Genomic DNA, 25,402 nt, shown 5'->3' with positions numbered 1-25,402 from the left:
TAGGCACCAGCCGCGGTCCTTCGCTTCGGAAGAACCTCGCAGCCCGAGGACACCTCGGGCTGCGAGAAACCACGTATTCAGGGGGTGCCGACAGTTCAGGCCAGGCGGACCAGGGAGCCGCCGGCGGTGATGCCGATCGAGGTCTGTACGCCGGCCACGGTCAGGTCGACGACGTAGGTCGTACCCGACCAGCGGGTGCGGTACGTGACTGCACCGGTCGCCGGCACCGGGGCGATGAACGACAGGATCGACGCCGTCGTCCCGGACCGCGCGAACATCAGCGTGGGCGCCGCCAGCCGCGTGGTGATGTTCGGATAGGTCCAGCCCTGGATCGGGTTGGTCTGTGCCTGCTTGAGCAGAATCGCCCCGGGCGGCAGCGGCTGCCGGTACGGCACCTGGAACAGGATCGTCCGGGTGTTCTCGCCCGGCCGCATCGCCAGTGCGGTCGTCCGCGAGTACACCGTCGCCTTCTGGTCCGAAGGCAGGTGCCACAGCGTCTGGAACTGCTGTGCCTTCTTGGCCGACGCGCGGTCGAGCGTGACGACCAGATCCGGGTTCCTGAGCACGAGCGTGGCCCGGACGCGGCTGATCCCGGTCCCGGGGACGTCTGAGAACTCGTAGAAGTCAGACGTCGGGTTCAGCGCGTACCGCGTCAGCTTGGTGGCCGGAAGCAGGTCGGCCGACAGCGGCGTCGTCATCGAGCTCTGCGCGAACGGACTCTTCGCCCACGTCCGCCAGACGTCGTTCTGGTAGCCGGCGTGGCCGCCGTCGATCACGATGTCGCGGCCGCGAGCGGTGTACGTGAGCGACGTGTGGTCGCTGTGCCCGTGCAACTGTCGCGCCGGCCCGTACCTGATGCTGTACGACGACTGGTCCGCGAACGTAGCGTTCGTGCCCCATCCGGAGCGGCCGAACACGTAGCCCGCGGAGTACACCCCCACGCGCTGGGTCGGTGCGATCCCGGATGCGCCCTGGGATCCGGCGTACTCGAGTGGTGTCCCGGCGATGGGCGCCGTACGCACGACCTCGGAGTCGCCGATCTGGTGGAGATTGCCCAGTGAGTTCGTCGCCAGGGCAAGCCAGTCCGCCATCAGGGCGCGTCGCGTGGTGATCGTCGTACCGGGGTCGGCGCCGCACGCCCGTAGTACGTCGACCGCACGGCCCCAGAGGGAGTAGTTGAACTGCGCGTATGCGGTCGACTGCTCGTTGGTCGAACCTTGCGCGTCGATCGAGGTGGTGATGGCGGCAGCGAGACGGTTCTGGGCGAGCGTCTTGTAGTCCGCGCGATCGAGTGTGCAGCCGACGCCGAACAGAGCGATGCTCTCGTCGGTGCCGTGATTCCACGCACCGCTCCAGTTGTTGACCAGGAACGTGGCGTGGTCGAGCAGGGCGCTGTCGAGCCAGGCATACTGCGCCGGGAGTGTGGTGACGTTCAAGCCGGCCAGGACCGCTTGCCGGGTGCAGATGAGCACGTTGGTGCGGTGCATCGTCGACTCCCAGGCGCCGACGTCCGCCTTCCAGGAGTACGGATTGTCGAGCACCCAGTCGTGCACGATCGTCGTCACATGCGCCAGGGCGTTCGTGTCACCCTGGCCGGCCGCGGTGATTCCTTGCCCCAGCCAACGCAGTGAGTGGAACCACATGTACCAGCTGGGATTGTTGTAGGGGTTGAGTTTCCAGTTGATGTTGCCGCTGCCGTTGCCGACCTTGTACGGCTTGAACCCGCCCCAGGAATAGACGTCCTGCATAACGGATGACAACGGCGTCGCATCGTCGACGGTGCTGAACCCGGGGCACGTATACGTGCCGGCAGTTGCCACCCCGGCGGTCGTCTTGGCGTCGCGCCGCGTCGTGATGTCCTTCGCCGGTGCGGCGGTCGCCGCGATCACATTTGTTGCCCCCGGCACGAACTGCGCCCCCGGAGGCTCCGGCAGATCCGCCGCGACCGCGATCCCCGGCCCTGCCGCCGCCGGTCCCGCGGCGGCTGTCCCGCCAGTACCAGCCGCGCTCGCGACCAGCAGCCCAAGCACCAGAATCCATCGAACCATTTATGTTCCCCACCACTAATCCGCGGCCCCCAGGCGGCGGTGACAACCCCGTCACCCGCCACGATGGTCAGTCGGCAGGAAAAGTTGCGGGCAGCATCGACAACCTCGGAGCGTGCCCACGCCCTACCTCTCGGTAAGGCCGGCAGCACTCGGAAGGTCTCGCGGGGGCCGGCTGTGCGGCGTAATGTCGATTTATGGTGCCGTTCGGCCGGAAGACTCCGGTCCAGCTGACCGTCGAGCCGTCGACGGTCACCGCCGGCGAGGAGATCATTTGCCGCGTTGACGTCGGGGAGATCGACGCCAAGGTTCAAGGTGGCCTGGTCGGGCTCTCCTATCTGAACACCTACTCTCAGCGCGACAGCGACGGGGACAGCACGTCCACTGAGGCGGTGATGGTCCAGACGGTCCCACTGTTCGCCGGTCCCCCGGAACCCGGGCAGCGGGTCTTCCGCTTGCGCCTCCCCAAGGACGCACCCCCGAGCGTCGAAGACACCGTCGAGTGGGAGGTCTGGGCCACCGTGGACCGTCGTCGGGGCCTCGACACCTGGGAGGATGTGCCCCTGGTCGTCCAAGCCGCCCACGGTGTGCTGGCACATCGCATGAAGACTCCGACGGAGTCTTCGACCGAGATACCGATGACCGTCGAGCTCACGACACGAGAGCTTCGGCCCGGTGGCATTCTGGCCGGCACCGTGACCGCGAACCCGACCGTCGAAGGGATCACGCGGGGCCTGCGTGTTCAACTGGTCAGCGAGCGCCACGAGCAGGACGGCATCGTCGAGCGCGACGTCGAGGCCGTCGTGACGCTGACCGGCGAAGCTGATCTGCGGCCGGGCGAATCGATCTCTTCGCCCTTCGAGATCGCTGGCCCTGCGGACCCCGCCCCGTGCTGGGAGGCGAAGTACAACTCGCAGCACTGGTACCTGGAGGTCGTCGCCGACCTGCCCTTCATGCGGGACGAGGTCACCCGCATCGAACTCTTGGTACCCCAGAGGCGGAAAGTGCAGGACGCCGGCGTCAACGAGCCACCCGGTCGCTAGTCTCTGCCGCACCGGACGTCCTGCCACTAGACCAACGGGACCTGCAGGGACGGCCAGTTCGACCCGGCCGTCCCCAGCGGTGAGAGCGAGATTCGAACTCGCGGGCCGGGTGATCCCGACCGACGGTTTAGCAAACCGCTGCCCCTGCCTTCAGGCGGACCTCACCAGTGGTCCTGCCGTGTCCCCTGATCACGGCAGGACCTTCGTCAGCCCTTGACACAGATGAGCTGCTTGAGGTGGGCGACGACCTCGACCAGATCGGACTGGGCGGCGATGACGGACTCGATGTCCTTGTAGGCCGCGGGGATCTCGTCGATCACCCCGGCGTCCTTGCGGGACTCGACGCCCGCGGTCTGCGCAACCAGGTCGTCGACCGTGTACCGGCGCTTCGCCTCGTTACGGCTCATCCGCCGGCCTGCCCCGTGTGAGGCCGAGTAGAAGGACCGCGCCGAGCCGAGCCCACGGACGACGTACGACCCGGTGCCCATCGACCCCGGGATCAGGCCGAGGTCCCCGAGCCCGGCCCGGATCGCGCCCTTGCGGGTGACCAGCAGGTCGAGCCCGTCGATGTGCTCCTCGGCCACGTAGTTGTGGTGGCACGAGATCGGCTGCTCGAACCGCACCCCCTGCGGGAACGACTCCCGCACCGCCTGCATCACCAGCGCCAGCATCACCGCGCGGTTCCGCGATGCGTACTCCTGCGCCCACGTGAGATCCCGCCGGTACGCGTCCATCTGCGGCGTACCGGACAGGAACACCGCCAGATTGCGATCCGGCAGCTCCGCGTTGTGCGGCAGGTCCCGGGCGATCCGCATGTGCCGCTCGGCGAGTTCCTTGCCGATGTTGCGGCTGCCCGAGTGCAGCATCAGCCAGACCCGGTCCTCGTCGTCGAGGCAGACCTCGATGAAGTGGTTGCCACCACCAAGAGAACCCATCTGCTGCTTGGCCTTCCGCTCCCGGTCCTGCACCCCGTCGTGCAGGCTGGTGAACCCACCCCACAGCCGATCCCACGGCCGCGGGTCGAGCCCGAGCCGGCGGACCCCGACCGGGTCTACGTGCGCCCGGAAACCGACCGGTACGGCGGCCTCGATCCGCGACCGGATCGCCGCCAGGTCGTCCGGCAGGTCCGCGGCCGTCAGCGAGGTCAGGACGCCTTCCATCCCGCACCCGATGTCGACCCCGACCGCGGCCGGCGACACCGCCTGCTTCATCGCGATCACGGACCCCACGGTCGCGCCCTTGCCGAGGTGCACGTCCGGCATCACCCGGACCCCATGCACCCACGGCAGTGCCGCGATGTTCCGCAGCTGCTGCAGCGCCTGCGCCCCGACCTCGTGCTCGACCGCCCACATGAGCGTAGAGCTCTTGGCCCCACTCAACTCCACCGGAAACTCGACGTTCATCTCCCCACTCTCCTCGCAGTACGGCGTACAGCTGCCAGGGCAGGGGTCGAACCTGCGGGGCCTCGGGTCAGAACCGAGGGTGGGTCACCGTCGCCCACCTGGCATCGCACTCCGCCGCGACGCCGGATGGGTGTCGCGTCAGAGCGCTAACTCGGCACGGGAAGGGATCCATGGCTGCCACAACAGCGGCATCCCGGCCTCCTCCGGCGTACGCGAGCCCTTCTTCTCATTGCACGCTGCGTGCGCGGCGACGGCGTTCAGCCACTCGCCGCGTCCGCCACGTGAGCGCGGGACCACGTGGTCCATGGTGGTCGCGCCCGGCTTGCCGCAGTACGCGCAGATGTACTTGTCCCGCTTCAGTACGCCGACTCGCGTGTACTGCAGCCGTCCCGACGCGTACCGCCACTTCGTCACCACGTACCGGACCAGGCGCAGCACTCGAGGAAGAGGGAACGGTCCGATGCTGGCGCCGTCGTGCGCTTCCTCGACGACGGCGACCTCCCGGACGAGCATCCGGATGGCGTGCGGGATCGACACGACATGGAGCTGCTCGTACGAGGCGTTCAGCACGATCACACCGCTCATGTGGTTCCTCCTCCCCTCCAGTGTGCCCGACCGCGCGCCGTCAGGTCGGTGATCTCGGTGTCGGTCAGTCGGTGCGGCCCCAGGGATTCGAACCCTGAACCTCCTGGTCCTAAGCCAGGCGCCTCTCCCGGTTGGGCCAGAGCCGCGGGTACTGCGTTTTGTGACGTACGGCGACCGCCCGGCCGGCCGTCGTACGGAGCGATCGTCGTACTGAGTGGATCGTCGTGGTGAGGGTGTCCGGCGGGGCTCGAACCCGCTTCCTCCGGGTCCACATCCCGGCGCATCGCCCACTTCCGCTTCGGACACAGCACGCCCGGCAGGACTCGAACCTGCACCCTCCTGCTTCGTAGGCAGGCGCTCTCTCCGATTGAGCCACGGGCGTCGGGTGCCCTGCGCTGGATGTGGTGCGGATTTCCGTCGCAGGGCACGTCTGTGGCGCCCGCTCGGCCGGTAGCAAGCATCCTGCGGGCGCCTGGTCCAGCTGGAGGGACTCGAACCCCCGACGTCCTCATCCCAAATGAGGTGGCCTAGCCGCTGGCCGACAGCTGGTGACGTCCCCAGGGCGTTGCGGCCCCGGGGACGGTTGCCCGGGTCGCGCCCGGGCGTCTTCCCCGGCGCACGGGCGGCGCCGCAGGGAAGGTCTCCCGGACCGTCCGCGGCCCGGGAGAAAATGCGATGAATGTCCAGTTGTCAATTGTTCGTACCGGTATTCGTGAATACCGGAAAGCATCGGTGGAAGGAATCGAACCCTCGTGACACGGGTTTGGAATCCGGTCCGCGACCATTGCGCACCGACGTGGGGTGAAACGGCAAAGAAAAAGGAGCCGCCTGCTGCCGGACACCCGGCTCAGACGGCTCCTGGGAGAATCTCCCGCTCGGAGATCACCCAGGTGGGCCGCCCGCACGCGGGCTCAGCTCGCTGTCGAGCTGGTGGTAGAAGGCGTCTTCGCAGACGGATCGCAGGCATGCCGACAAAACCATGGGGCCAGGCCGCCATGCCTTCCTCGGGTTCCGCGTGCCGTACACGATGTCTCCTAGATGTCGTAGTCGTTGCGGGAATTAGTCTCACCCATCCCACACAACCAAGTCAACGCATTTCCCACACCAATTCTTCCCGACCCTATTAACCACCCCTCCGACGTACGCCGCCCCCCACAGGTTCCCCACCCACCCCGACGCCCGGGCCCTCGAGTCCGCGCCCACTCGGACCTCCCGCCGGCCTCAGGTTCTGCGCCTCACCCGCCGCTCTCGGGCCCCCTCAGGTTCCGCGCCTCATCCCGGCCCCCGGGCCTCTCAGGTTCTGCGCCTCACCCCGGCCCTCGCGGCCCCTCAGGTTCTGCGCCTCACCCCGCCTTGAACTGCTCCCCGGAAGTTGGACTGATTTTCTCAGTTCCGGCTTCCGGGGAGCGGTTTCGTGCGTGTGGATAGTTCGTTGTCGGAGCGGCAGCGTGCCGCGGCGATAGTGTTGTTCGAGTCCGAGTGGGCGTGGGGTGCGGTCGCGAAGCGGTTGCGGGTGAGCGCAAATGCTGTCCACCGGCTGTATGACCGGTGGCGGGTGCGTGGAGGTGGAGCGTTGGTGACCAAGCCGACGAAGCGCTCGTTCTCGTTCGAGTTCAAGCTGGATGTGGTGCGACGGTTCCTGGCTGGTGAGACCAAGCTGGATCTGGCCCGTGAGTTCGACTTGTCCTCGCCGAAGCTGATCGAGACGTGGGCGCGGAAGTACCGCTATGAGGGCGAGGCAGGATTGCGGCCGAAACCGGCGGGCCGGCGCCCGAAACCCGCCGCGGTGCCAGGCGAGGTGGGCGAACTGGAGCGGTTGTAGGAAGAGAACGAGCGGCTGCGAGCCGAGGTCGCGTATCTGGGAAAATTGCGGGCCTTGAGGGCGCAAGGACGACGGTGAAGGTTCGCGCCGTCGTCTCCCTCAAGGCCGAGCATCGCCTCGACGTGTTGTTGCAGGCTGCCGGGCTTGCCCGGTCAACGTTCTTCTATCACCAGGCCCGCCTGCAAGACCCTGACCCGCGAGCCGAGCTGAAGGCCGCGATCACCGACGTGTTCACCAAGAGCCACGCCCGCTACGGGCATCGCCGTGTCCACCACGAGCTGGTCAGGGCCGGCTGGCAGGTCGCGAAGAAGACCGTGCTCACGCTGATGCGACAACTCCGGCTGATCTGCCGATCCCGGCGCAAGAAGCAATACGTCTCCTACCAAGGCCAGACCGGCCAGGTCGCCCCGAACCTGCTGGACCGCGACTTCACCGCCGGCGCACCGAACCAGAAATGGGTCACCGATGTCACCGAGTTCCGCATCGGCGACGACAAGCTCTACCTGTCACCGGTGATGGACCTGTTCGATCGGCAGATCATCGCCTACTCGCTCCAGACCTCACCCAACCTGCAACTGACCAACAGCTCGTTGCGAGCAGCACTGGCCACCCTCGACGACGGCGCTGCCCCCGCTGGTGCACTCCGACTAGGGATTCCAGTACCAGCACGCCTCCTGGCGGCGCCTGCTGACTCAGGCCGGGGCAACCCAGTCGATGTCTCGCAAGGGCAAACTGCTACGACAACGCCGTGATAGAGAACTTCTTCGGACACCTCAAGGAAGAAACCTTCCACCACGTCCGCCACCTGAGCCTCGACGCCCTGACCACAGCGCTGCACGACTACATCCACTGGTACAACAACGACCGGATCTCAACAAGACTCGAGGGCCTGAGCCCGGTGCAATGCCGGACCCAGGCCCTCGGCCTAGGCTTCTACCCAGCCAGTCCAACAATCGGGGACCACTTCACAGTGGACCGGCCCCCTCAAGTTCTGCGCCCCAGTCCGCCCCAGTCCGCTCCGACTCCGCCCGCCAACCGGCTCCCGGGTCCCTCCACGGACCGCCACAACTCAGCTACGCTCCCGACAGATCCGCCCGGGCGGGGTATCCGATTCGGAATCACCCCCACCCTCCCGCTACACTCTTGCCTCGGCGTCCGCGCCACCCGCCGCCTTAGCTCAGTCGGCAGAGCGTCTCACTCGTAATGAGAAGGTCGTCGGTTCGATTCCGACAGGCGGCTCCACTCCGTCACACGGAGGAACCCCAGGTCAGAGGGCTGATGACCTGGGGTTCTGCATGTCCGGGCTGTCTCGTGGCGCGGCTCACGGTGCAGGTTTGCTAACGCACTTGCTAACTGGGCACCAGCGCGGACGCCTCTGGCCCGTCGTCCTCGTCAGTCTCGTCGTCCTCGTTCTGCTCGGCGTTAGCAGAATCCGACTGGGCCGCCGCAGCGGCGAAGATGCCGGCAACCCCGGCCGCGTGGGTCCGGATCACGTGGGCGTAGATCCGAAGAGTGATCGCCGGGTCAGCGTGCCCCAGCCGCTCGGCGACGACATGCATCGGCACCCCAGCGATGAGGAGCAACGTCGCGTGAACATGCCGCAGGTCGTGTAGCCGCGCATGTGGGAGGTGCGTCTTCGTCGGCTCGTTCGGATCAGGAGTGTTGTACGCACGGATGACCTTGCCCATGAGCTGGGTAGCCGTGTCCGGGTAGATCGGCTCCCCGAGCCCGGTCGTGAACACATGCCCGGTGTCAGGCCAAGCATCCCCGACTTTGGCTTGGTCCGCCATCTGGCGTCGTCGGTGCGCCTTGAGTTCCCTGACCGTGTCGGGGTCGATACTCACGATCCGCTCCCGACCGCCCTTCGTCGTTCCTTCGACCCGTTCGCCCTCCACGATGCCAACCGAACCGCGGATTCGGACCGCCGGCGCGTTCCAATCGATGTCAGCCCATCGCAGGTTGAGCAGCTCTCCACGCCGCGCGCCCGTATACGCCGCCAGCCGATAGAAGGCCCGGAGTCGGTGGTTCGCCATCAAGCCGAGGAAGAGGCGCAGCTCGTCAGCGTTCCAGACCTCCACAGACGGCCGAGCGGTGCGCCGTGGACGCTTCGCACGGTCAGCCGGGTTGCTCGAGAGCACACCCTCGAACTTCACGGCGTCGTTGAACGCCTTTCGCAGTACTGCGTGCACCTTGTCGACGGTTGCCCTAGCGAGGGGCTTGCCATCGGCTCGACCACCTTTGAGTAGATCCTGGTACAGCTTCGTCAACGTGGTGGGCCGGATTGCCTGGAGACGCTGACGGCCAATGCGCGGCTCGACGTACTGCCGAATGAGCCAGCGATAGCCGGCCAACGTTCGCGGCTTGGTCTCCAAGGCGTGAGCGTCGAGCCAATCGCCGAGGTACTCCTTGACGGTGATTGCCGAACGGTCGACGTACTCACCTCGTCGTGCCGCCCGTCTAGCGTCGTCGCGGGCTTCCTTGGCTTCGTCTTCGGTCGCGAATCCGCCCACCCACTTGGGCTTGCTCAGCCCGGTGTCCGGATCGATCACGCGGATGACGTACGACCACGTCTTGCCGCGCTTCATGACGCCGTCCTTGAGCTTCCCCATCAGGCGGCCCGGTCCAGGTCAGCAATGAACTCCATGAGGTCGGCCTGTCTGACCCGACGAGAGCTGTCGATCTTGATCGAGCGCAGAGCGCCGGACTGGATGAGTTGATAGACCTTCGCCCTGCTGACGCCGAGTGCTTCGGCCACCTCAGGGACGCGGTACAGGAGCTTGACGTCTTGCATGGTGATCCCTCATGTTCAGGCCGCAGACGCGGCGGTGTCAGTTGCCGAATTGGTGTGGTCCGGTGGTGCACCTGGCGGGTTGGCGCGTTGCTTGGCTTGCTCGTACTGCGTCCGCCACCGGATGCGGGTGGCGATGGCCTGGGCGAGGACTTCCTTGTGTGTCGGGATGCGAGGGGGTCCGCGTTCTTCGCCGGGCCGGATCGGTTGCCAGATGAAGCGAGGTGCCTCAGCGTCGTCGGTGTGAGTCGCTAGTTCGTTCTGGTCTTCCATATCGACGCCGGCGGCCGCGAGGGTCTGGCGGACGACCTCGGATCGGTCGGCGCGGTGTTCGGTGAGGGTCTTGCCGGTCCACTGGCGGGAGACGAGAACGCGGCGACCGCCGAGGCCGAGGTGTTCGCGGTCGTGCGCCTTGGAGGGGCATTCGCCGGGTACGACGTGGCCGTCTGCGTCCTTCGGGGTGATGCCGTACCGGAGCCAGTTGGCGCACTCGGGCGAGCAGGGCAGGACCGGACGTGAGCGTGCAGCTTGTTCATGTGGGCAGCTGGGCCGGGTGGATTTCGTCCCGGTCGTCGCGGTAGGTCTCGCTGATCGCCCTGCCGAGGTACTTGGTCAGGTAGCCGACTGCCTTGCCGACCTTGGCGTCAGAGTCCGCGATGATGCCTTGGTAATCGATCTGCGAGCCGAGGCGAACGACGTGAGCAGGTTGGGCGGTCGGGTCCGCGCCGAGGTCGTCCAGGGCCTGATCCCAGGTCGGCAGCAGAGCACCGGTCGACGGGTCCACGAAAGCGCCGGCCATCTCATCCCAATCGGGCATGTCCGGGTTTGAGGCGCAGCCGTAGGCGGGTCGCTGATGGTTCGGCCACCACACTTGGTGGTACGTCGCCTTGGCGACCTCGCGCACCGTGTCACGGGCGACAGTGCCCCGGACGGCGGCATGCAGATGCGGCGCTAGACGCTTCTGCGGCTCGACCACTGCGAAGTACTGCGCCTTGTAACCCGCGCAGCGGCGAAGGTTCTGCATGAAGCGATCGACCAGCTTCGGGAAGTGCAACGCGTCCAGGGCCGCTCGGCGGTAGCCGTAGGTGTCGGGGTCGACCGGGGTCGAGAGCAGAGGCGAGGTTCGGCCATGGACCACACCGCACTCACACGGCGCCATGCCTTTGCCCTGCACATGGTGGGGTAGCCGGTGCGTCGCACCATATGAGCCCAGCGTGAGGGTAATGAACATCGACGGCCGGTAGGTTCTGCCGTTCGGAGCCGTGAACGTCGCGCCGACCGTGCGCTTGTCCATCTCGACCTTGGGCAGCTCGGCGGCGTCCTGGCGTCGACGGGTCGACCGAACACGACGGGTGGATTCCGCGTCGTCGTCCGCGCTCGATTCGTCGTGGGGTTCGTCGGCCGATTCCGCCGGCGGTTTGGGTTCGGTGTCGTGGTGCCAGCCCTCGCGGCACTGCTGCATGCGGAGACGACGGTTCGCCTCGGCGCAGGGAGGGCACTTGCTGACCAGCGTGGAACCGCACGACACCCCGACCACTCGGTCGGTGCCGGTCTGTGTGTCGAACACCCTGTTGAGCACCGGGCGTACGCAGACGCCGTTGGTCACGGCCAAGTCCCGGACAACGTCCAGCGGGAATCGGTCGAGAGTGGTCTGTGCGGTGAGGTTCATGCCGCTGTCCTCCACAGTGCGGCCGGGCCGTCGAGGACGACGCTCAGCGCGCGGTCAACATCGGTGCCGAAGGCAAGCTCTTCTCGGTTGGCATCCCGCTCGGCCTCCGTCGTACGGCCCCACACGCCTTGTTCGTCGGCGACGATCGCAGCAAAGAGGCAGGACCGGACGACCGGGCAGAAGGCGCAGAGTTCCTTGGGATCCGTCGACGACGAACGCCGCGTCGCGCCTCGTCCTCGGGGTAGAAGTCGTCGGTGTCGAGGTAGCCGGCGCAGTACGCCTTCTCCTGCCAGCGAACGTCAATCCGCTGCACAAGCGAGGCCCGCGACTTCCTAGATTGGCCGGGAACCAGCGGGAGAACGAGCTGACAGGGGATCTGCCGCCGTGCGGTCATGCTGCTACTCCTTCCGGTGTCGAGATGCGTTCGCTGGCGCCGAGCAGGTCCGGCGCGTAGGTGTTGACTAGGTCGGCAATGTCCTCGTCGGTGATGTGGGAGAACCTGACTCGAACGGGTTCGGTCTCGCCGTCGACGGCGCCGTATCCGACGCCGGGCAGGGTTTCGGGGATCTTGTCGCAACGCGCGCCCCGTTCGCGGGCACCGTCGGCGAGGACCAGCCGAACCTGCTCGGCCTCTGCCATCCGCAGCGCAAGCCGAGTCGGGAACAGGTCCCGGAACGGAAGCACTTCCTTGCGAGGGTCTTGCAGCGCGCCAACCACCGTGATGCCAACCGCACGGCCCTGCGACAGCAGCAGCGAGAAGGTCTTGGCAATCCGCTTCTTCATTGCCGGGTCAGTGACGTACGCCGTCAGCGACGCGAGCTCGTCCGCGATCAGAACAATGAACGGCTCATCGCGACTCGGCTTGAGGAGTCGAGACAAGCCGCGGAGCTTGCCCTGCCGCCGACGCATGATCGCCACCAGATCTTCAAGCAGGGTGGCGAATGCCTCTTCATACTCAGCATCGCTAGCGCCGTCCATCGCTGGATCGGAGCCGTAGCAGAACCGGTGGAACAACCGCCGGCCAGGTGCGAGCTCCATGCCGCCCTTGGGGTCGAGGACCCACAGTTGAACCAGCCCCGACCGGATGCCCGGAGCGAGCGCCGCGATGATCGACCACAGCACCGAGCCCTTACCCGCGCCAGTCACGCCGGCCACCAGCAGATGCGTGTAGAGCAGCCGAAGCCGGAACATCAGGCCGTCTTCCCGACGCGCCACCTCGAGCGCCTGGAAGTTCGGTGGATCGGCTGCTGGAATCGGGGCGACAACCTCGCGTAGCGGATCGTTGGTCAGGAACCACAGCACGAGACGATCGGTCCGGCGAGGCAACGCCCACGCGAACAGGCGAGCCATCCAGCCCTCAGCGCCACCCGGCCACCATGCCGGGATCATCGAGGCCGCGGAACGCACGCGGCAGTCCTCAGCGCCGAAGGTACGCGCCAGCCGTTCGGAGTGCTCGGCGTAGTCGGTCAGGATCTGACCCGGCAACAGCCGGACCGTCACCTGATCGACAGTGCCCGACGATCGAACCTTGACGATCCGAGGTACATACGTCCGTTCGTCCAGGCGCACCGTGAGGTTGAGCGCCCGCATCGTCGTATCCCAGCAGGTCCGGTACTCCAAGAATCGTCGCCGTGAGCCACGCAGTCGCCAGACGATCCGCTGCGCGAATGAGTCGGGCCACCGCCAGCGCCAACCTGCCAGGCCGGTAAGCCGGTACGGCCGCAGTCGCAATGACCAACCAGGCATCGCCGCCAGTCCAGAGCTGATACGCCTTGAGCCCGAGCAACGGCACGATGACGAACAGCGGGTGCCGGATCAGCCAGCCCGCCGCGCGGATCATGGCACGCAAGCAGTACCAGATCACGACCCACTTGAGCCGGATGGCGACCGAGGGGGCCCGGAAGTTCACCGGACCCGTCCCGACCTCCTTGCCCTTGATCTTCGTCATGTCGATCAGCCGCCGTTCGGTCGCGAGTCATCACGGATCACCTGCGGCCGGAGGGTGTACCTCGGACACGGACCCGGGGAGTGGCGGCGCAGGCCGCAGAACGGGCATGGACCGTCTTTCTCCCCGCCGTCCGCGATACCGCAGTAGCCGATCTCGTCGCCGTCCGCACGAACGAAGACCTCCCGCGCCTGCCGCCCACAGGTGCAGAGCTCCCCGGGCGTGGCTTCACGCCACGGGGTCATCACAGCCACCCTTCCGAGTAGAGGACCTTGTTGACCGACCGATCGGCGGGGATCTCGTCTTCCTCGTCCTCGTAGCCGTCCTCCCAGGCGTCTCCCTCCTCGTCGGAATCGGCGAGCCACGCCTGGTACTGGTTGAGCCAAGTACGCGCCTCGGAGCGAACGAATTTGCTCGGCTCACCCGTCAGCAACTCGCTCAGCAGGAATGCCGCGCGCCCGTTCTGGTAGGCCAGGTACTGGCCGGGGTCGACGCTCTCCGCGACGCTCATGGTCAGGCCGCCTTCTGCTCGGCCGCGCCCGAGCCGGGCACGTTCTTCGGCGCGCGGATGCCCATGCAGCGGAAGCTCCAGCCCTGCCGCGCCCGGCAGCGGTGGGAACGGCCCTCGTCCGGAGCCGAGCAGCTCCGCGTGTCGACCCACGGCGCGGCGGTCATGCCCCCTGCATCTCGATCGCCGTGAACGGCAGACCCGGCAGCGCCGGCGGGAGGACCGGCTGAACCTTGGTGATGATCCGGATCGTGAACGTCCGGTCCGCCTTGCGTGCCTCGGGGTCACCGTCCATCACGTCGAGGGTCCAGACCGGAAGGCCAGAGTCCTCGTCGATCGTCTGAACGGCGTTGGTCTTGGTGGACTTCTCGAAGTCCCGAGCCGCAGTCACCTCGGAGACCGCGAACAGACCGTGGGGAACGTGTCACCGAACTCAACGACGATCCTTCTCGGCATACATGATGGTTCTGATCCTTTCATTGGATTCATACCAATGTTTGGTACGAGACCAATCTTTACTCTGGGGTGGGCGTGAAGTCGAGGAAGATGGGACCATTGGTTGGTACAAACCAGGAGGTTCCCTCGAATGGCACCGTCAGCACCGCTTTATCAGCGCATCGCAGCCGAGCTGCGCGAGCAGATCCGCACGGGCAAGATCAAGGCCGGCGAACGCGTGCCGACCGAGCAAGACCTCATGGCGGCGCATGACGTGTCGCGAAACACCGCCCGGCTAGCGCTCGGCATGCTCCAGAACGAAGGCATGGTGACCAGCACGCCAGGGCGCGGTACCATCGTGCGCGAGCGGATCATGGCCGACTACCACGCCATGTGGGCCGAGACGCGCGATCGCCGCGCCAGCGACCAGGCCGACGCCTTTCAATCCGAGATGGCCGAGCAGGGTCGGCATGCCGAGTACCGCGACTTCGCCATGAGCCTCGAAGTTGCCGGCCCCGACTTCTCCAACCGGCTCCAAGTCGCCGAAGGTGACGCGCTCGTGTCCCGCGGCTTCGTCCGGTACGCCGACAACCAGCCCCTCAGCATCCAGGTCAGCTACTACCCGATGGACATCGCCCAGCAGGCCGGCCTAGTCGTACCGAACGACATCCCCGGTGGTGCGATTCGAGCGATGGCCAAGGTCGGGCATGAAGAGATCGGCTACCGCGACGAGATCACAGCTCGCATGCCGACGCCGGACGAGGCGCGCAAGCTCCAGCTCGGCTCGGGTACACCGGTCATCGTCTATGCGCGCACGACCTACAGCGACAAGCGCCCGCTTCGGCTGACGTTGACGACCTTTGCCAGCGACCGAAACCGGGTCATCTACGAACTCGGCGACGTGCGCGCGTACCTGGCGCAAGAGGGTGCCGAAGCATGATCATCGAGCGAGCCGACGCTGACGACCTGGGCGTCATTCTGGCCTTACGTACCGAGGCCAGCGAATGGCTCGCGCAACGCGGCATCGATCAGTGGGCGGTCGCCTGGCCGACTCCCGAGGAGCAGAACCGCCGCATCCTCGCCAGCATCGAGGCCGGCGAGACTTGGGTGATCCGCGACGAGAACGAAGCCACGATGGCCACCGTCGCCCTGGACACTTTCTCGGACCCGCGCCTCTGGACCCCCGAGGAACAGGCCGACCCGGCGATGTACATGCACCGCCTCATCGTCCGCCGCAAGCACGCAGGTCTAGGAACCGAAATCATGGACTGGGCCAGCCACCGAGCCCATCGCCTCGGCCTCCACTGGCTCCGCATCGACGTTTGGACCGACAACGTCGGCCTCCACAACTACTACCTCCACAACGGCTTCAAGCACGTCCGCACGCTTGGCCTCGCCGACTACCCATCCGGTGCGCTATCCCAGAGGTCGGGGAGCCAACCCAACTGACCAGGCTCCGGCCGAGCGAGGAATCTGGTGGCATGTGAGCCGGTGCTTTCCGCATCGGCGTTGACCACGCAGGTCACCAGCCAGCCGCAAGTTATGCAACCTCGGGACTCTTGCCGCCGCCTTTCGACGGTGCCGTGTGAACCCAATTTGGTTCACAGAAGCAACGGACTGGTGCGCCCATATCATGCCGTGCTAGGTGGTCCGGATCAAAGGCAATCTCGCTGTCTTGATACTTCAATCCGTCGTCTCGTCCGCAGACGACAGTCTCTGCCTTAACCTTCGCTCTTCGTCCGTCGAATACAACCAGATAGCCTCGCCGATCATGAAGCGGCGCCCGAGCCCGGGTCAGCTCTAGGTAATCGACCAATTGACGGAGACCATCCTTCGCGCGCGCCTCTGTGTACTCCGTGGTCTGCTTCGGCGGATTTAGCTCACCACTTTTCCCCAGCCACTTTATTTCGATAAGCCCGATCCGGTTCGAATCAGCCCATCGAACCGTGATGTCAACGGGGTTGCGATCATCAGCGGGCGATTCCTGATTTACATCTGGCCTGCCGTCTCGAAGGGTTGCCCGGAGATAGTGATAAAGAGAGCGACGCATGTGTGACTCTGGACCTGCCTTCCACATCACTCTAGCTGGCTCGCGCCACGCCTCGGGCAGGATTGGGCATTCACTCGACCGGGCAACCATGGTCGCGTAGCGCCTTAGTGCTGTCTGAAGATCATTGAATAAGGGCAGACCAAACAGAGGGTATCCACGACCCCAGGCGACTTCGGCTTCTGAGCCATTAATCCAGAAGCGCTCTCCGTCGGTTTTGGTGTACCTATAGATGATCGCATCCTGGGGTAGATTCTCTGGGTTGCTTTCAATCTTCCAGGCGGCTAAGCGACCGTCGGCTAGGACCTGAATGGTTAGAGTGCCTGTGTTGAGGGCCGCAATTTCAATCGGTGACTCGAGTAGAGTCGCCGACGCCAAGTCTAATGGATCGGATTGCTCGCCGAGAAGTTTGAAGACAATCAGCGACTCACTTATTGACTCGTAATCGATTGCTTCAAATATGTCCTTCAGGACTGGATGCAGCGCGCGAACAGTATCGATGCCCGGTTGGCCGAACCTGTCGCGTATTTGAGTTAGGTAATGATCGCGCGCGAGGTCTGATAGGGCGGCCAGATCTCGCATCATGCCTTAATCCCATCCGCTGCGGCCAGGTCCGTCTCATCTTCATTCAGAAGAAATGTCAGCCACACAACCGCCGGGATAAGCAGGTCAGAACCTGGTCCCAGCGACTCCTCCAATGTCCTAAAGTATTGGTGGAGCGTCATGCGGCCATAGTCATCTAAGAGTGCACGCGGACTGTCTGTCGCTATTGAGGAGGCAATTTGCGGCTCCTTTCGCAAACCATTTGACAGTGCTGGCAATGGCAAAGCGTCCGTGGCGCCTGTAGCTCCCGAGATATAACGCGTCCGAGATTCGAACCTGCGCATACTCGCCCAGCGTTGCAGCCACCCGGATCCCAGGGATGATGGTGCGTATCGCACGCCATCCTGATTTACCAGGCCCGAGTTCCGCAGTCGTTCTATTGCCTCAAGCAGATCGGGCGAGAATGGTGTCATCGTGTCAGTTGTTGCAAACCCGTAGCCCCATTCTGCACTTGGGCGACCATCGTAGACACTCAAGAGACACGCGAGGTATGCAACTGTCTGGACCTCTGCGAGGCTCGCGGAGTCGAATCGCTCTGAGAGAGCAGCGGTTATCGCGAGCGCATCAAACGAGGCATCCGTATTGTCGCTCATTATGACTGTCCCCCGGACGCGAGAGCCCGCTCGATCTCATCAAATGCCTCATCGAACAACGTTTCGGACTCCGCTTGGACCTCCGATAGCGTTGTCCACGCCGTCATTCTCTCCACCCGCATGAGTGTGGGACCGCAGACTCGCGCGAGCTCTTGGACCAACCTACTTGAGTTTATATTTGCGGTCATAATGAGACGATTGTCGCCCCGAACAAACTTTCCAAACATCCGTCCGGCCCGACTCTCGTAGGCAATATCTAGTGAGCCCTCGGGAGTGTCGATTAACAAGCAAGCAGACCCATCGTCGCCGCTTAGGTGCTCTGCCAATGCCATACGTAGCGCGATATCAACAAAGTATCGCTGACTTTCAGAAAGCTGAGTCGTCATTCTGCGAGCCGTGCCGTTGATAGTCAACGCCAGCTCCGGCCCTCGGGCTCGTTGCTCCATCCGAACTTGGAGGTCGAGGCCTAGGAACTCATGTGCAAGATGCTGAAATCGCGGAAGAAAGGTTCTCTCAGCGTCTAGGTACCTCGTTGCCAGATCTCGCTGAACGGGTTCTAGCATGGCGCGAAACTCATCGCGTTTACGACGGAACTCGTTGCGCCGCTGGACTGCTGCGGCACGCTCCGCTTCCAGTTGTCCTATCAACGCAGTGACCGCAGACGGACCGTGGTCGTCGGTCGCTAATGTGATATCTCCATGAAGACGCTCGAATTCCGCTCGCGAAGCAAGCGCGCGATCGTTTTCCGCCTTGGCCTCATCCACCTCTGATAGCGTCCGCTGCAGCGTTTCCTCCGCCGACCTCAGGCCCTCACGAACTTCTGTGATCTTTGTGTCTAGCTCTTCCAACTGCTCGAATGCCTCGTTGCTCCGACGACTGTGGTCCTCAATCGGAGACAGACAGAGTGGGCATTTACGTTCGTCGAGACAAGTTCTGGCGTGGTCTGCGAGTGAGCTCCCCTTGTTGCCGCAGATTGAACACTTTCCATCGTCAAGCAGGGATTGGATGATGGGATGGTCGTGCGGATCAACCCCGGGCACAAACTGCGATGAGAATAGTCGATCGTAATCCGCATTCATCGCGTGGAGACGCGCTGCCGCCGATGTGTACGCTTGCCGCGCGTCGTCAGATGCGCGCAGTTTTGCCTGAACTTGATTCGCGCTGGTGTCGCAGACCGCGACGATCTCCTGATACAGCTCGATCAGTCCGTCATCTTCTGGCGCGGCTGAAGCGACGCGTCCTCTCAGCTCCTTGATCTTTTGAGCCGCAGTTGTTGCTTGATACTGAGCGTTTCGCGCCTGAGATTCGAGCCGATCTGATCTGCGAAGCCACTCGTCCGCTTGGCTGGCTAGGGTGCCATCTACTCCGAATACTAGGTACAGAGCTTGTCGAGCAACCTCTGGATCCCAGAACAAGAGATGTCGCCGCTCATCAAAAGTTAGCAAGAAGTGTTGAAGAAAAACCAGCTGTTCGAAGGTGGCGAGGCCAGACCGCTCGACAATCGATTCCGCGAATCGGTCATGCAGAGTCCGCGCGTCTTCTTCGTCCTCCGCGGTGCCATCGAACTCTGATCCGTCGGCGCCTGCGATTGTGAGTGCGCGCAGGGATGTGGGGCTGAACATGCCCCGTGTGACGACGTAGTGCGCACCGTTGACCGAGACTTCAATTGTCACCTCGGCGGTATCGCGATCAAGCTCACTAACTCGTCCAGTGAAGTAATCCCGACTGAACGAGAGACTGTGTCTAAAGTATTCCTTAAGTGAAGCGAACTTCTGGTCCGGGTCGGCCACGATGCCCGTTAAGGCGTAGTTTAGAATGGCAAGAAATGTTGACTTACCTAGGCCGTTTGCGCCAGATAGGCAAAAGACGCCATTGCCAAACTCGACATCGACCAGTGGCATTTCCCGATACAACGTCATATGTCTGATAACGAGGCGGTCCACGTTCGGGAGGTGGATAGCACCTGTTTCGGTCGGCAAGGGAGCCTCCTGGCGGAAGGATCTGCGCCGCGCGATCTGCGCCGACTGTGGTCAGCTAAGAGCTTAGCGATAGGTTGTCACGACGTACAGGGTTTACAGCTGGTGAGAGAGCTGCGATCTAGCTGACAAGTTGCTACTTAAGGGGCGGGTGCGAGGCTCACGACGCTCTCGCGCAGATTATGGTCCTCACCACGCCTGTGAGGCCAGCGTGCGATCCGAATCTCCTCGACTGTCCAGCCGGCCAATTCCGCTAGGGCACTCATCAGGAGGTCCGCCGCTATAACGAACTTCTCGTTGCCTGTTCCATGGGCTGAGTTTCCCACTATGAACGCCAACCGGCCATTCTCTTTGGTGAGACGCCGGGATGCGGCCAGGACGGCGAACATGTCGTCGGCGTAACCTTCAATCACCTGGCGTCGACCCTTTTCGTAGCGGCCGGACGGCACGGCGTCTAGCACCGGAGATATTATCTCGCCAATTCCCCTGGCTGCGTCGGAATCATGGTACGCGTAGATGTCCGGAAATTGGATGCTCGGATGGCTTCTCACTGTGGACAGGCGTTGGTCTCTCATGTGTGAAGTACTTTCGTACAAACCCAATGCCCAGGCCTCAGTTTTGTAGACCTCGGTGTAGTCAATATTGTTCGGATATGGTGGCGAGAAAACGGTCCAATCAACGCTGGCCGGAGAAACATGCACCTCTGGGGAGCGTCCATCGCCGTGTACCACGTTCGCCGTGACTCCGGCTCCCATCGGTGCACGTGCCTCGAGGTCTGTCAGACAGTGGCTGAGCAGTTGATCGAAGGTTTTCTTGGGATCCAATGGTTTCCGTTCACGCATGAACCGCAATGCCCTCCCATCTCTGCGCATTCGTCCCGCTGGCTCGACCGCCCCGGCAAGGGCCACTCGCAGGATGTTCCGCACGTCTTCGTCCGACTCGACGTCGATAGCTCGTGCGAGCGCTATGAGGCTAACTCGGTTCTCGGTAGGGAAGTATGCGGTGTTGTTGAGAGTCACTGATGGTGTCGTGAGATCTGACGGCTTAGATAGCAGTTTTTTGTATCGTTTCTCGACGGCCAAGGCGCCCTTTCGGACGCTATCAACGAGCGTCGTCCCGCGCACTATCGCGGCCGTCTTCGCCGCTGCGACTGTATAGATGAGCGGATTTCGCTCGATTCCTGTGGCAGTGACCTCAACATCAAATTGATTCGCGAGGGAGATTGCACTCAGCACTGTAGTGCCGCTGCCCACGAAGGGATCTAGAACGGAGACTGTACTGCACGTGCTAACGCCAGCGTCCTTTAGGAGGCGTGATAAGAGCTGTGAGGAGTACGCTTCTTTCAGATGGAACCAGCGGTGAAATGGTTCGTCCAGGTTGCCCTGAGGGACAACAAGTCTGCTGTAGTCGCCGCTGCGGTCGGAGACCAGCCACCGTTCTTCCAGCGCGCGATAGTGTTCTGCCAAGGTCTGCTGGGCTGTTGCGGTCATTGGTCTCCTTGCGAGATCAGCAGCCGCGCGAGCGGCCCAGATGCGGCGTGCAAGCTATCTTGCCACGAGGGCTAAGACAGTTGCTCAACCAACCTCCGGTGGTTATGGGAACGGTCGAGTTTCCGTATCCGCACCCGTGCGACCGGATCGGCCTGGCCGTGAGACGAAGCCCGACCTGATCCCCTGGACTTAGACTCGGAGCCATGTCTGGGTACTTGCAGGTCTCAACAGCCACGGCGAATCGTGACGAGGCGGTTCAGCTCGCCGGATCAGCGGTGGGCGCTGGCCTCGCGGCGGGAGCGCAGGTTGTAGGCCCCGTCGTCTCGGTCTTCTGGCATGGAGGTCAGTACGGCGAGGGCGAGGAGTGGCAGGTGTTGCTGAAGACCACGGAGCGCCGGTACGCCGACCTTGAGGCCCACCTGTTGGAGAACCATCCGTGGGGCAATCCCGAGGTGAGCGCCGTCCCGATCACCACAGGTTCCGCCGGCTACCTCGACTGGCTTGATCGAACGACGAAGAGCTTAGCCGCGGGCGCGCTCAAGCACGGCTGCGACCTCAGGTCCGCCGTAGCGGGACAAGCGACTAAGGACGCCTCGCAGTCGCTCGCCGGGACGGACTGAGCCGACACCCGACGCGAGGTCGATAGCGTGTTCGCTCACGTACGCCGCCCGCTCGGGATCGTCGGCATCCATCAAGGCGTGAGCAAGCCAGGTGCTGTATAGGGCCTTGTCACGGGAATGCTTGTCATCGTAGCGCGAAAGAGCATCGTCCAGCAAAGGAACTGCGCGCGCTGGCCGGCCAAGTTCCGCGTAGCAGCGGCCTGCCATGATGTCGATCTCCAGCGGGTCGACCCAGAAGACCCAGTCCGGCTCCGGGAAGTGTGAAGCCTCGTTGACCGCGGCTACGGCGGCGTCGAGGGCACGCGCCGTGGTGGATACCTGCCCGATGACGGCGTAGGTCCAGGCAAGCCGCCCGTGCAGCAAGGCGCGAACCCGAGGTGTCGTGCGAGTGCCGGCGACGCGCGTTGACTCTGCGGCGGTCTGGGTGTCGGCCTTCTCGTAGGCCATGAACGCGAGCGAGTTGCCTTCCAAGCCGGGATCGCCGGACTCCTTTGCTGCCGACAACGCAGTCTTGTAGTGCCGTCGCGATTCGACGTAGCGGCCGGCGTCGAAGGCGGCCCATCCGGCCATCTGCGCTTGCTCGGCGAAAACGCCCGTCCGTGCCCGGGCCGTTGAAGTGCTGTAGCTGGCCGTCTTGATCAGCTTGGCCGTCGCATCCATCTCAGACGTGTAGACCTCGTATGTGTCCATGCCGCCGAGATGGTCGTCCAGTCGTCGCAGGCGCGCGGTCCGCTGCCGGAGCTGGCGAATCTGCGTTGCGCCGACCTGACTGCCCATCCTCGCCCGAGCGAGTGGCGCGAGAGCAAGCGCAGTCGCCAGGCCGGCGAAGACGCGCCGATCCACCGCCTCGTGACCACCGGTGTCCGCGCGGAGCAGGTCGTCTAGCTGCTCCTCGGACAGTTGAAGCGCCTGCGCGAGATGAGGCCGCACCCACGCTTGCGGCTCGGTTCGGCCGCCCTCCCAGCGAACGACCGTCGAGCGCTCGACGCCGAGGGCATGGGCGAGCCCGTCTTGGCTCAGCCCGACCGATTTACGGCGTTGAGCCAGCGAGAGCCGTCGCGCCTGCCCCACTGATGCCTCATTTCTGCCCCACCAAGCCCCGAACTACTTGTTGTTACCTGGGCGGTGCGGCGAGTCAACACCCCAGAACGAAGGTACCAGTGGCAGAAGGGGCTGACACAGCGATGGTCGAGTCGGCGGTAGGTGACGTCGTCGAGTGAGCAGGGGACAGCGACGAGCCCAAGCGGCAGAGCGGACTCGGTTGGCCGGAGCTCCGGAGCGCCCCGCCGGACCCGTGCGAAGGCCGCAACCCGATGACCAAGCGGCTATGTCGGCTGGGCTACCACCAGGGCTACCACCGCGACGACACGGGGGCGGAGTGGCTCGATGACTAGGCGGAGGAACGTCCGTGATCGGCAGTTGCGACGGTGGGCATGGCAAGCCGTGGCGGTCGACCGGCGGAACGGCGTGTGGCTGAACGGGTACGACCCGCGCCACGTTGGCCAGATCCTTCCTTGGTGCGTTGAGGCCTATCTGGCCCGCGGCCCGATCACGCCTCGCATGTCGACCCGCAACTACCGCCGACTGGAGTGGCGTCACGTTCAGCCGCGGCAGAGGATCACCCCCTGATCGGCGGGGCCGGCGTGCTGATCCCTGCATCCGCGCCCGTCCCGCTCACCACCAAACGACCCCGGCTGACCTCCTCACAGCCGGGGTCGCGTCATCTGCTTCTGGTGCCCTGACTCGTGCGGCTCGACCAAGCCGGACAACCAGCGCCGACCGGTGACCTTCTGCGGCATGCTACGCCGAATCCACGCACCGCCCGCATCCCTGTCGTGTGCCACCTGATGCCTGACGATTTCGTGCCAGTTGATGGTTGACGCCTCGCCTAGGAAATTGAGGGGACCGTCCGGGGCCGGTCTGCCTTGATGTTACGGATCGGCAGGGTGGTGGTGCGGCGGACCACGCGGGGTTCTTCGTCGTCGAGCTCGATCGCCAGGGTGGTGTCGGAGACCCAGATGGTCAGGGTCTGATGCTTGTGGGCGCGGCCGAGGGAGACCTTTTGGCCGCAGACCATGATCACGCCGGAGTTGGATGCGCGGCGCTGGACCCGGACGGGTTCGACCGATGGGCGTGGGGGTGGTCCGGCGGGCCGGCTGCCGCGCAGTCGGCGGGCCTGGTCCATGGTCAGCGGGTTGGGTCGGACCCGGAGTAGTTCGCGGGTGTCGAGGTCGTAGAACATCAGCGTTGATGGTTCGATGCGGATCCCGACTCGGCGACCGCCCAGGAGTTCTGCCGCGACCAGGACGTGTCCGGCCAGGGACACGGTGCCGCCGCGGGCGACGATCCGCTCCACCTCGATCGCGTCGCTGCCCTCGATCTGCGGCAGCGGCGATGGCCCGGCGTTGGTGGCGCCGTCGGCGACCAGTCTCGCCAGGTCGTTCACGGTCAGGTGTGAGCGGACGGTCTTGATCCGGGCACCGCCCACGAGCAGGTGGATCAGGTTCACGTCGACCCAGAACCGCAGCGTCTGCCCGGCCCGCTGTGGCCCGAGCCAGAACTGTTTCCCGGCGACCTGCAGGTTCCCACTTGGTGGCACGATCCGGTCGAACTCGATCGGGCCACCGGCCCACGACTGCCTCACCGGCAGCACCTCGGCATCGTCGGTGACGACCTCGTGATCGCTGGGCTCTGCCGGTGCGAGGTGCGGTGGGAGCCACAGCTCCAGCAGCTCGCGTTGATCCTGCGGAGCCGGGCGGAATCGGTCGGCCGGCATCACCGGCGCTCGCTCGTCGAGGGCCTGGTGCGGCCGGTCGGTGTTGTATCGGGCAACGAACCCATCCACCGCGGCCTGTGCGGCCGCCACCGACAGATAGGGCTGGTGATCGTCGAGCAGTTCGCGGCGCAGCGTCAGGTGGAACCTCTCCACCTTGCCGTTCTGATTCGGTGAGGCCGGCGCGGTCAGTCGGTGCGTGATCGCGTTCTTGCGGCAGATCTTGTCGAACAACACCTCACCGCCCTTGCCGAACCGGCCGGTGAACTGCTTGCCGTTATCGGTCAGCACCTCGTCGGGAACCCCGAAACGCTGCAGGGACTGGGCGAACGCCAAACACACCGCCCGACCGGTTGCCCGCTCCACCACCGCCGCGATCACACAAAACCGGGAGTGATCGTCCACGCCGGTCACCACCTTGGCCTCCCGGACCTCACCAGTCACCGGGTTCACGATCATCACCCCACCGACGATGTCGATCCCCCACAGCTGCATCGGACCAGGCCGTTCCCAGCGCCGATACGCGTCCCGGCTCCTCTTCCGTGGTCGCTCGACCAGCAACCCCTGCCGGGCAAGGATCCGGTTGATCGTCCGCTCCGAGGGCACCGCCAGCTCAGAGCGGTTGCGCAGCAGCTCCAGCCGAATCCGCTTCGCGCCCCACCTCGGATGCGTCCGGCGCATCTCCGCGACCCGCACCTCAACCTCAACCGGCGCCTGATGCGGACACGACACCGGACGATGCGACCGATCCGCCAACCCGGCCACACCCTCGACCAGATACCGGGTCATCCAGGAGTGCACCGTCTGCCGCGACACCCCCACCGAGGCCGCCACCTCCGTCACCCGCGCACCCGCCAGAACCGCCCGCACCACGTCCAACCGCTGCTCGACCACCGACAACGCAACCAGCGCCAATCCCGGCCTCCTGAGTCACCGACGCCCCACGGAAACGTCGAACACAGACTGACCGAACAAAGGCGAGCGTCAACCATCAGGTGGCACACGACTGTCAAGCATCACCCGGCACAGGACAGCCGATGACTCCATCCCCTCCTGA

General features: G+C 64.7%; 24 protein-coding genes, 6 tRNA genes and 1 pseudogene. 8 read left to right on the top strand and 23 right to left on the bottom strand.

Going from position 1 to position 25,402, the window contains the following annotated elements:
• Positions 1-95 precede the first annotated feature (95 nt).
• Positions 96-2,048, bottom strand: coding sequence for a heparinase II/III domain-containing protein (locus tag OG876_RS09155; protein WP_328524355.1), 1,953 nt, complete (start codon positions 2,046-2,048; stop codon positions 96-98).
• Between the two features lie 194 nt (positions 2,049-2,242).
• Here OG876_RS09155 and OG876_RS09150 point away from each other — a divergent pair, with 194 nt between their 5' ends.
• Positions 2,243-3,088, top strand: coding sequence for a hypothetical protein (locus OG876_RS09150; RefSeq protein WP_328524354.1), 846 nt, complete (start codon positions 2,243-2,245; stop codon positions 3,086-3,088).
• 77 nt (positions 3,089-3,165) lie between these two features.
• Here OG876_RS09150 and OG876_RS09145 read toward each other — a convergent pair.
• From OG876_RS09145 to OG876_RS09115, 7 genes are all read right to left on the bottom strand, one after another.
• Positions 3,166-3,254 (bottom strand) — tRNA-Ser (locus tag OG876_RS09145).
• 40 nt (positions 3,255-3,294) lie between these two features.
• A complete protein-coding gene (locus tag OG876_RS09140) occupies positions 3,295-4,491 on the bottom strand; it encodes an RtcB family protein (RefSeq protein WP_442914113.1) in 1,197 nt (398 codons plus the stop codon).
• Positions 4,492-4,629: 138 nt separating this feature from the next.
• Positions 4,630-5,076, bottom strand: a complete 447-nt coding sequence (locus OG876_RS09135; protein ID WP_328524353.1) for an HNH endonuclease — start codon at positions 5,074-5,076, stop codon at positions 4,630-4,632.
• A 72-nt stretch (positions 5,077-5,148) separates the two neighbouring features.
• Positions 5,149-5,222 (bottom strand) — tRNA-Leu (locus tag OG876_RS09130).
• 86 nt (positions 5,223-5,308) lie between these two features.
• Positions 5,309-5,382: transfer RNA gene (locus OG876_RS09125), tRNA-His, on the bottom strand.
• 2 nt (positions 5,383-5,384) lie between these two features.
• Positions 5,385-5,458 (bottom strand) — tRNA-Arg (locus OG876_RS09120).
• Positions 5,459-5,549: 91 nt separating this feature from the next.
• Positions 5,550-5,625, bottom strand: a tRNA-Pro gene (locus tag OG876_RS09115).
• An 865-nt stretch (positions 5,626-6,490) separates the two neighbouring features.
• Here OG876_RS09115 and OG876_RS09110 point away from each other — a divergent pair.
• The 4 genes from OG876_RS09110 to OG876_RS09095 all read left to right on the top strand — a co-directional run bounded on the left by OG876_RS09110 (position 6,491) and on the right by OG876_RS09095 (position 8,140).
• Positions 6,491-6,898 carry a helix-turn-helix domain-containing protein gene (locus tag OG876_RS09110; protein WP_328524352.1) on the top strand — a complete coding sequence of 136 codons (408 nt, stop codon included), beginning with the start codon at positions 6,491-6,493 and terminating at the stop codon, positions 6,896-6,898.
• Positions 6,899-6,972: 74 nt separating this feature from the next.
• Entirely contained in the window at positions 6,973-7,650 is a 678-nt protein-coding gene (locus OG876_RS09105; protein ID WP_328524351.1) for an IS3 family transposase, read from the top strand.
• Complete coding sequence (locus tag OG876_RS09100; protein WP_328526875.1) at positions 7,647-8,102, top strand: integrase core domain-containing protein; 456 nt, start codon at positions 7,647-7,649, stop codon at positions 8,100-8,102. The genes OG876_RS09105 and OG876_RS09100 overlap by 4 nt, the downstream gene beginning before the upstream one ends.
• A tRNA-Thr gene (locus OG876_RS09095) sits at positions 8,065-8,140 on the top strand. The genes OG876_RS09100 and OG876_RS09095 overlap by 38 nt, the downstream gene beginning before the upstream one ends.
• 107 nt (positions 8,141-8,247) lie before the next feature.
• Here OG876_RS09095 and OG876_RS09090 read toward each other — a convergent pair.
• From OG876_RS09090 to OG876_RS09055, 10 genes and pseudogenes are all read right to left on the bottom strand, one after another.
• Entirely contained in the window at positions 8,248-9,507 is a 1,260-nt protein-coding gene (locus OG876_RS09090) for a tyrosine-type recombinase/integrase (RefSeq protein ID WP_328524350.1), read from the bottom strand.
• On the bottom strand, positions 9,507-9,689 hold the full coding sequence (locus tag OG876_RS09085) for a helix-turn-helix domain-containing protein (RefSeq protein WP_328524349.1): 183 nt from the start codon (positions 9,687-9,689) through the stop codon (positions 9,507-9,509). Before OG876_RS09085 ends, OG876_RS09090 begins: the two co-directional genes overlap by 1 nt.
• A gap of 15 nt (positions 9,690-9,704) precedes the next feature.
• Positions 9,705-10,202 (bottom strand): annotated as a pseudogene (locus OG876_RS43990) (replication initiator); the annotation flags it as partial.
• A gap of 16 nt (positions 10,203-10,218) precedes the next feature.
• Positions 10,219-11,355, bottom strand: a complete 1,137-nt coding sequence (locus tag OG876_RS09080; RefSeq protein ID WP_328524348.1) for a replication initiator — start codon at positions 11,353-11,355, stop codon at positions 10,219-10,221.
• Positions 11,352-11,630 carry a WhiB family transcriptional regulator gene (locus OG876_RS43985; protein WP_442914164.1) on the bottom strand — a complete coding sequence of 93 codons (279 nt, stop codon included), beginning with the start codon at positions 11,628-11,630 and terminating at the stop codon, positions 11,352-11,354. The genes OG876_RS09080 and OG876_RS43985 overlap by 4 nt, the downstream gene beginning before the upstream one ends.
• A 115-nt stretch (positions 11,631-11,745) precedes the next feature.
• On the bottom strand, positions 11,746-12,657 hold the full coding sequence (locus tag OG876_RS09075) for an FtsK/SpoIIIE domain-containing protein (RefSeq protein ID WP_328524347.1): 912 nt from the start codon (positions 12,655-12,657) through the stop codon (positions 11,746-11,748).
• A gap of 115 nt (positions 12,658-12,772) precedes the next feature.
• Positions 12,773-13,303 carry a hypothetical protein gene (locus OG876_RS09070; RefSeq protein WP_328524346.1) on the bottom strand — a complete coding sequence of 177 codons (531 nt, stop codon included), beginning with the start codon at positions 13,301-13,303 and terminating at the stop codon, positions 12,773-12,775.
• 5 nt (positions 13,304-13,308) lie between these two features.
• Complete coding sequence (locus OG876_RS09065; protein WP_328524345.1) at positions 13,309-13,545, bottom strand: hypothetical protein; 237 nt, start codon at positions 13,543-13,545, stop codon at positions 13,309-13,311.
• On the bottom strand, positions 13,545-13,961 hold the full coding sequence (locus OG876_RS09060; protein WP_328524344.1) for a hypothetical protein: 417 nt from the start codon (positions 13,959-13,961) through the stop codon (positions 13,545-13,547). Before OG876_RS09060 ends, OG876_RS09065 begins: the two co-directional genes overlap by 1 nt.
• A 10-nt stretch (positions 13,962-13,971) precedes the next feature.
• Positions 13,972-14,199 carry a hypothetical protein gene (locus OG876_RS09055; RefSeq protein ID WP_328524343.1) on the bottom strand — a complete coding sequence of 76 codons (228 nt, stop codon included), beginning with the start codon at positions 14,197-14,199 and terminating at the stop codon, positions 13,972-13,974.
• Positions 14,200-14,394: 195 nt separating this feature from the next.
• On the opposite strand from OG876_RS09055, the gene OG876_RS09050 reads away from it, so the two are divergent.
• Together OG876_RS09050 and OG876_RS09045 are read left to right on the top strand one after the other, a co-directional pair.
• Complete coding sequence (locus OG876_RS09050; RefSeq protein ID WP_328524342.1) at positions 14,395-15,183, top strand: GntR family transcriptional regulator; 789 nt, start codon at positions 14,395-14,397, stop codon at positions 15,181-15,183.
• On the top strand, positions 15,180-15,692 hold the full coding sequence (locus tag OG876_RS09045) for a GNAT family N-acetyltransferase (RefSeq protein ID WP_328524341.1): 513 nt from the start codon (positions 15,180-15,182) through the stop codon (positions 15,690-15,692). The genes OG876_RS09050 and OG876_RS09045 overlap by 4 nt, the downstream gene beginning before the upstream one ends.
• Before the next feature lie 91 nt (positions 15,693-15,783).
• Here OG876_RS09045 and OG876_RS09040 read toward each other — a convergent pair whose 3' ends face one another.
• The 3 genes from OG876_RS09040 to OG876_RS09030 form a co-directional block, all read right to left on the bottom strand.
• On the bottom strand, positions 15,784-16,875 hold the full coding sequence (locus OG876_RS09040) for a hypothetical protein (RefSeq protein WP_328524340.1): 1,092 nt from the start codon (positions 16,873-16,875) through the stop codon (positions 15,784-15,786).
• Positions 16,876-17,485: 610 nt separating this feature from the next.
• Entirely contained in the window at positions 17,486-19,387 is a 1,902-nt protein-coding gene (locus OG876_RS09035) for an AAA family ATPase (RefSeq protein WP_328524339.1), read from the bottom strand.
• Positions 19,388-19,602: 215 nt separating this feature from the next.
• Complete coding sequence (locus OG876_RS09030) at positions 19,603-20,952, bottom strand: hypothetical protein (RefSeq protein WP_328524338.1); 1,350 nt, start codon at positions 20,950-20,952, stop codon at positions 19,603-19,605.
• Positions 20,953-21,155: 203 nt separating this feature from the next.
• Here OG876_RS09030 and cutA point away from each other — a divergent pair, with 203 nt between their 5' ends.
• Complete coding sequence (gene cutA / locus OG876_RS09025) at positions 21,156-21,572, top strand: divalent-cation tolerance protein CutA (RefSeq protein ID WP_328524337.1); 417 nt, start codon at positions 21,156-21,158, stop codon at positions 21,570-21,572.
• Here cutA and OG876_RS09020 read toward each other — a convergent pair.
• Together OG876_RS09020 and OG876_RS09015 are read right to left on the bottom strand one after the other, a co-directional pair.
• On the bottom strand, positions 21,474-22,643 hold the full coding sequence (locus OG876_RS09020) for a helix-turn-helix transcriptional regulator (protein ID WP_328524336.1): 1,170 nt from the start codon (positions 22,641-22,643) through the stop codon (positions 21,474-21,476). The two genes, cutA and OG876_RS09020, sit on opposite strands and share 99 nt — an antisense overlap.
• 817 nt (positions 22,644-23,460) lie before the next feature.
• Positions 23,461-25,260: an IS481 family transposase gene (locus tag OG876_RS09015; RefSeq protein ID WP_328522428.1), complete on the bottom strand. Its 1,800-nt coding sequence runs from the start codon at positions 25,258-25,260 to the stop codon at positions 23,461-23,463.
• Positions 25,261-25,402 lie beyond the last annotated feature (142 nt).

This window comes from Kribbella sp. NBC_00359, from assembly GCF_036097425.1.
Lineage (GTDB): Bacteria > Actinomycetota > Actinomycetes > Propionibacteriales > Kribbellaceae > Kribbella.
Note: the sequence above shows the minus strand (reverse complement) of the source record. Positions and strands in the feature narration are given on the sequence as shown.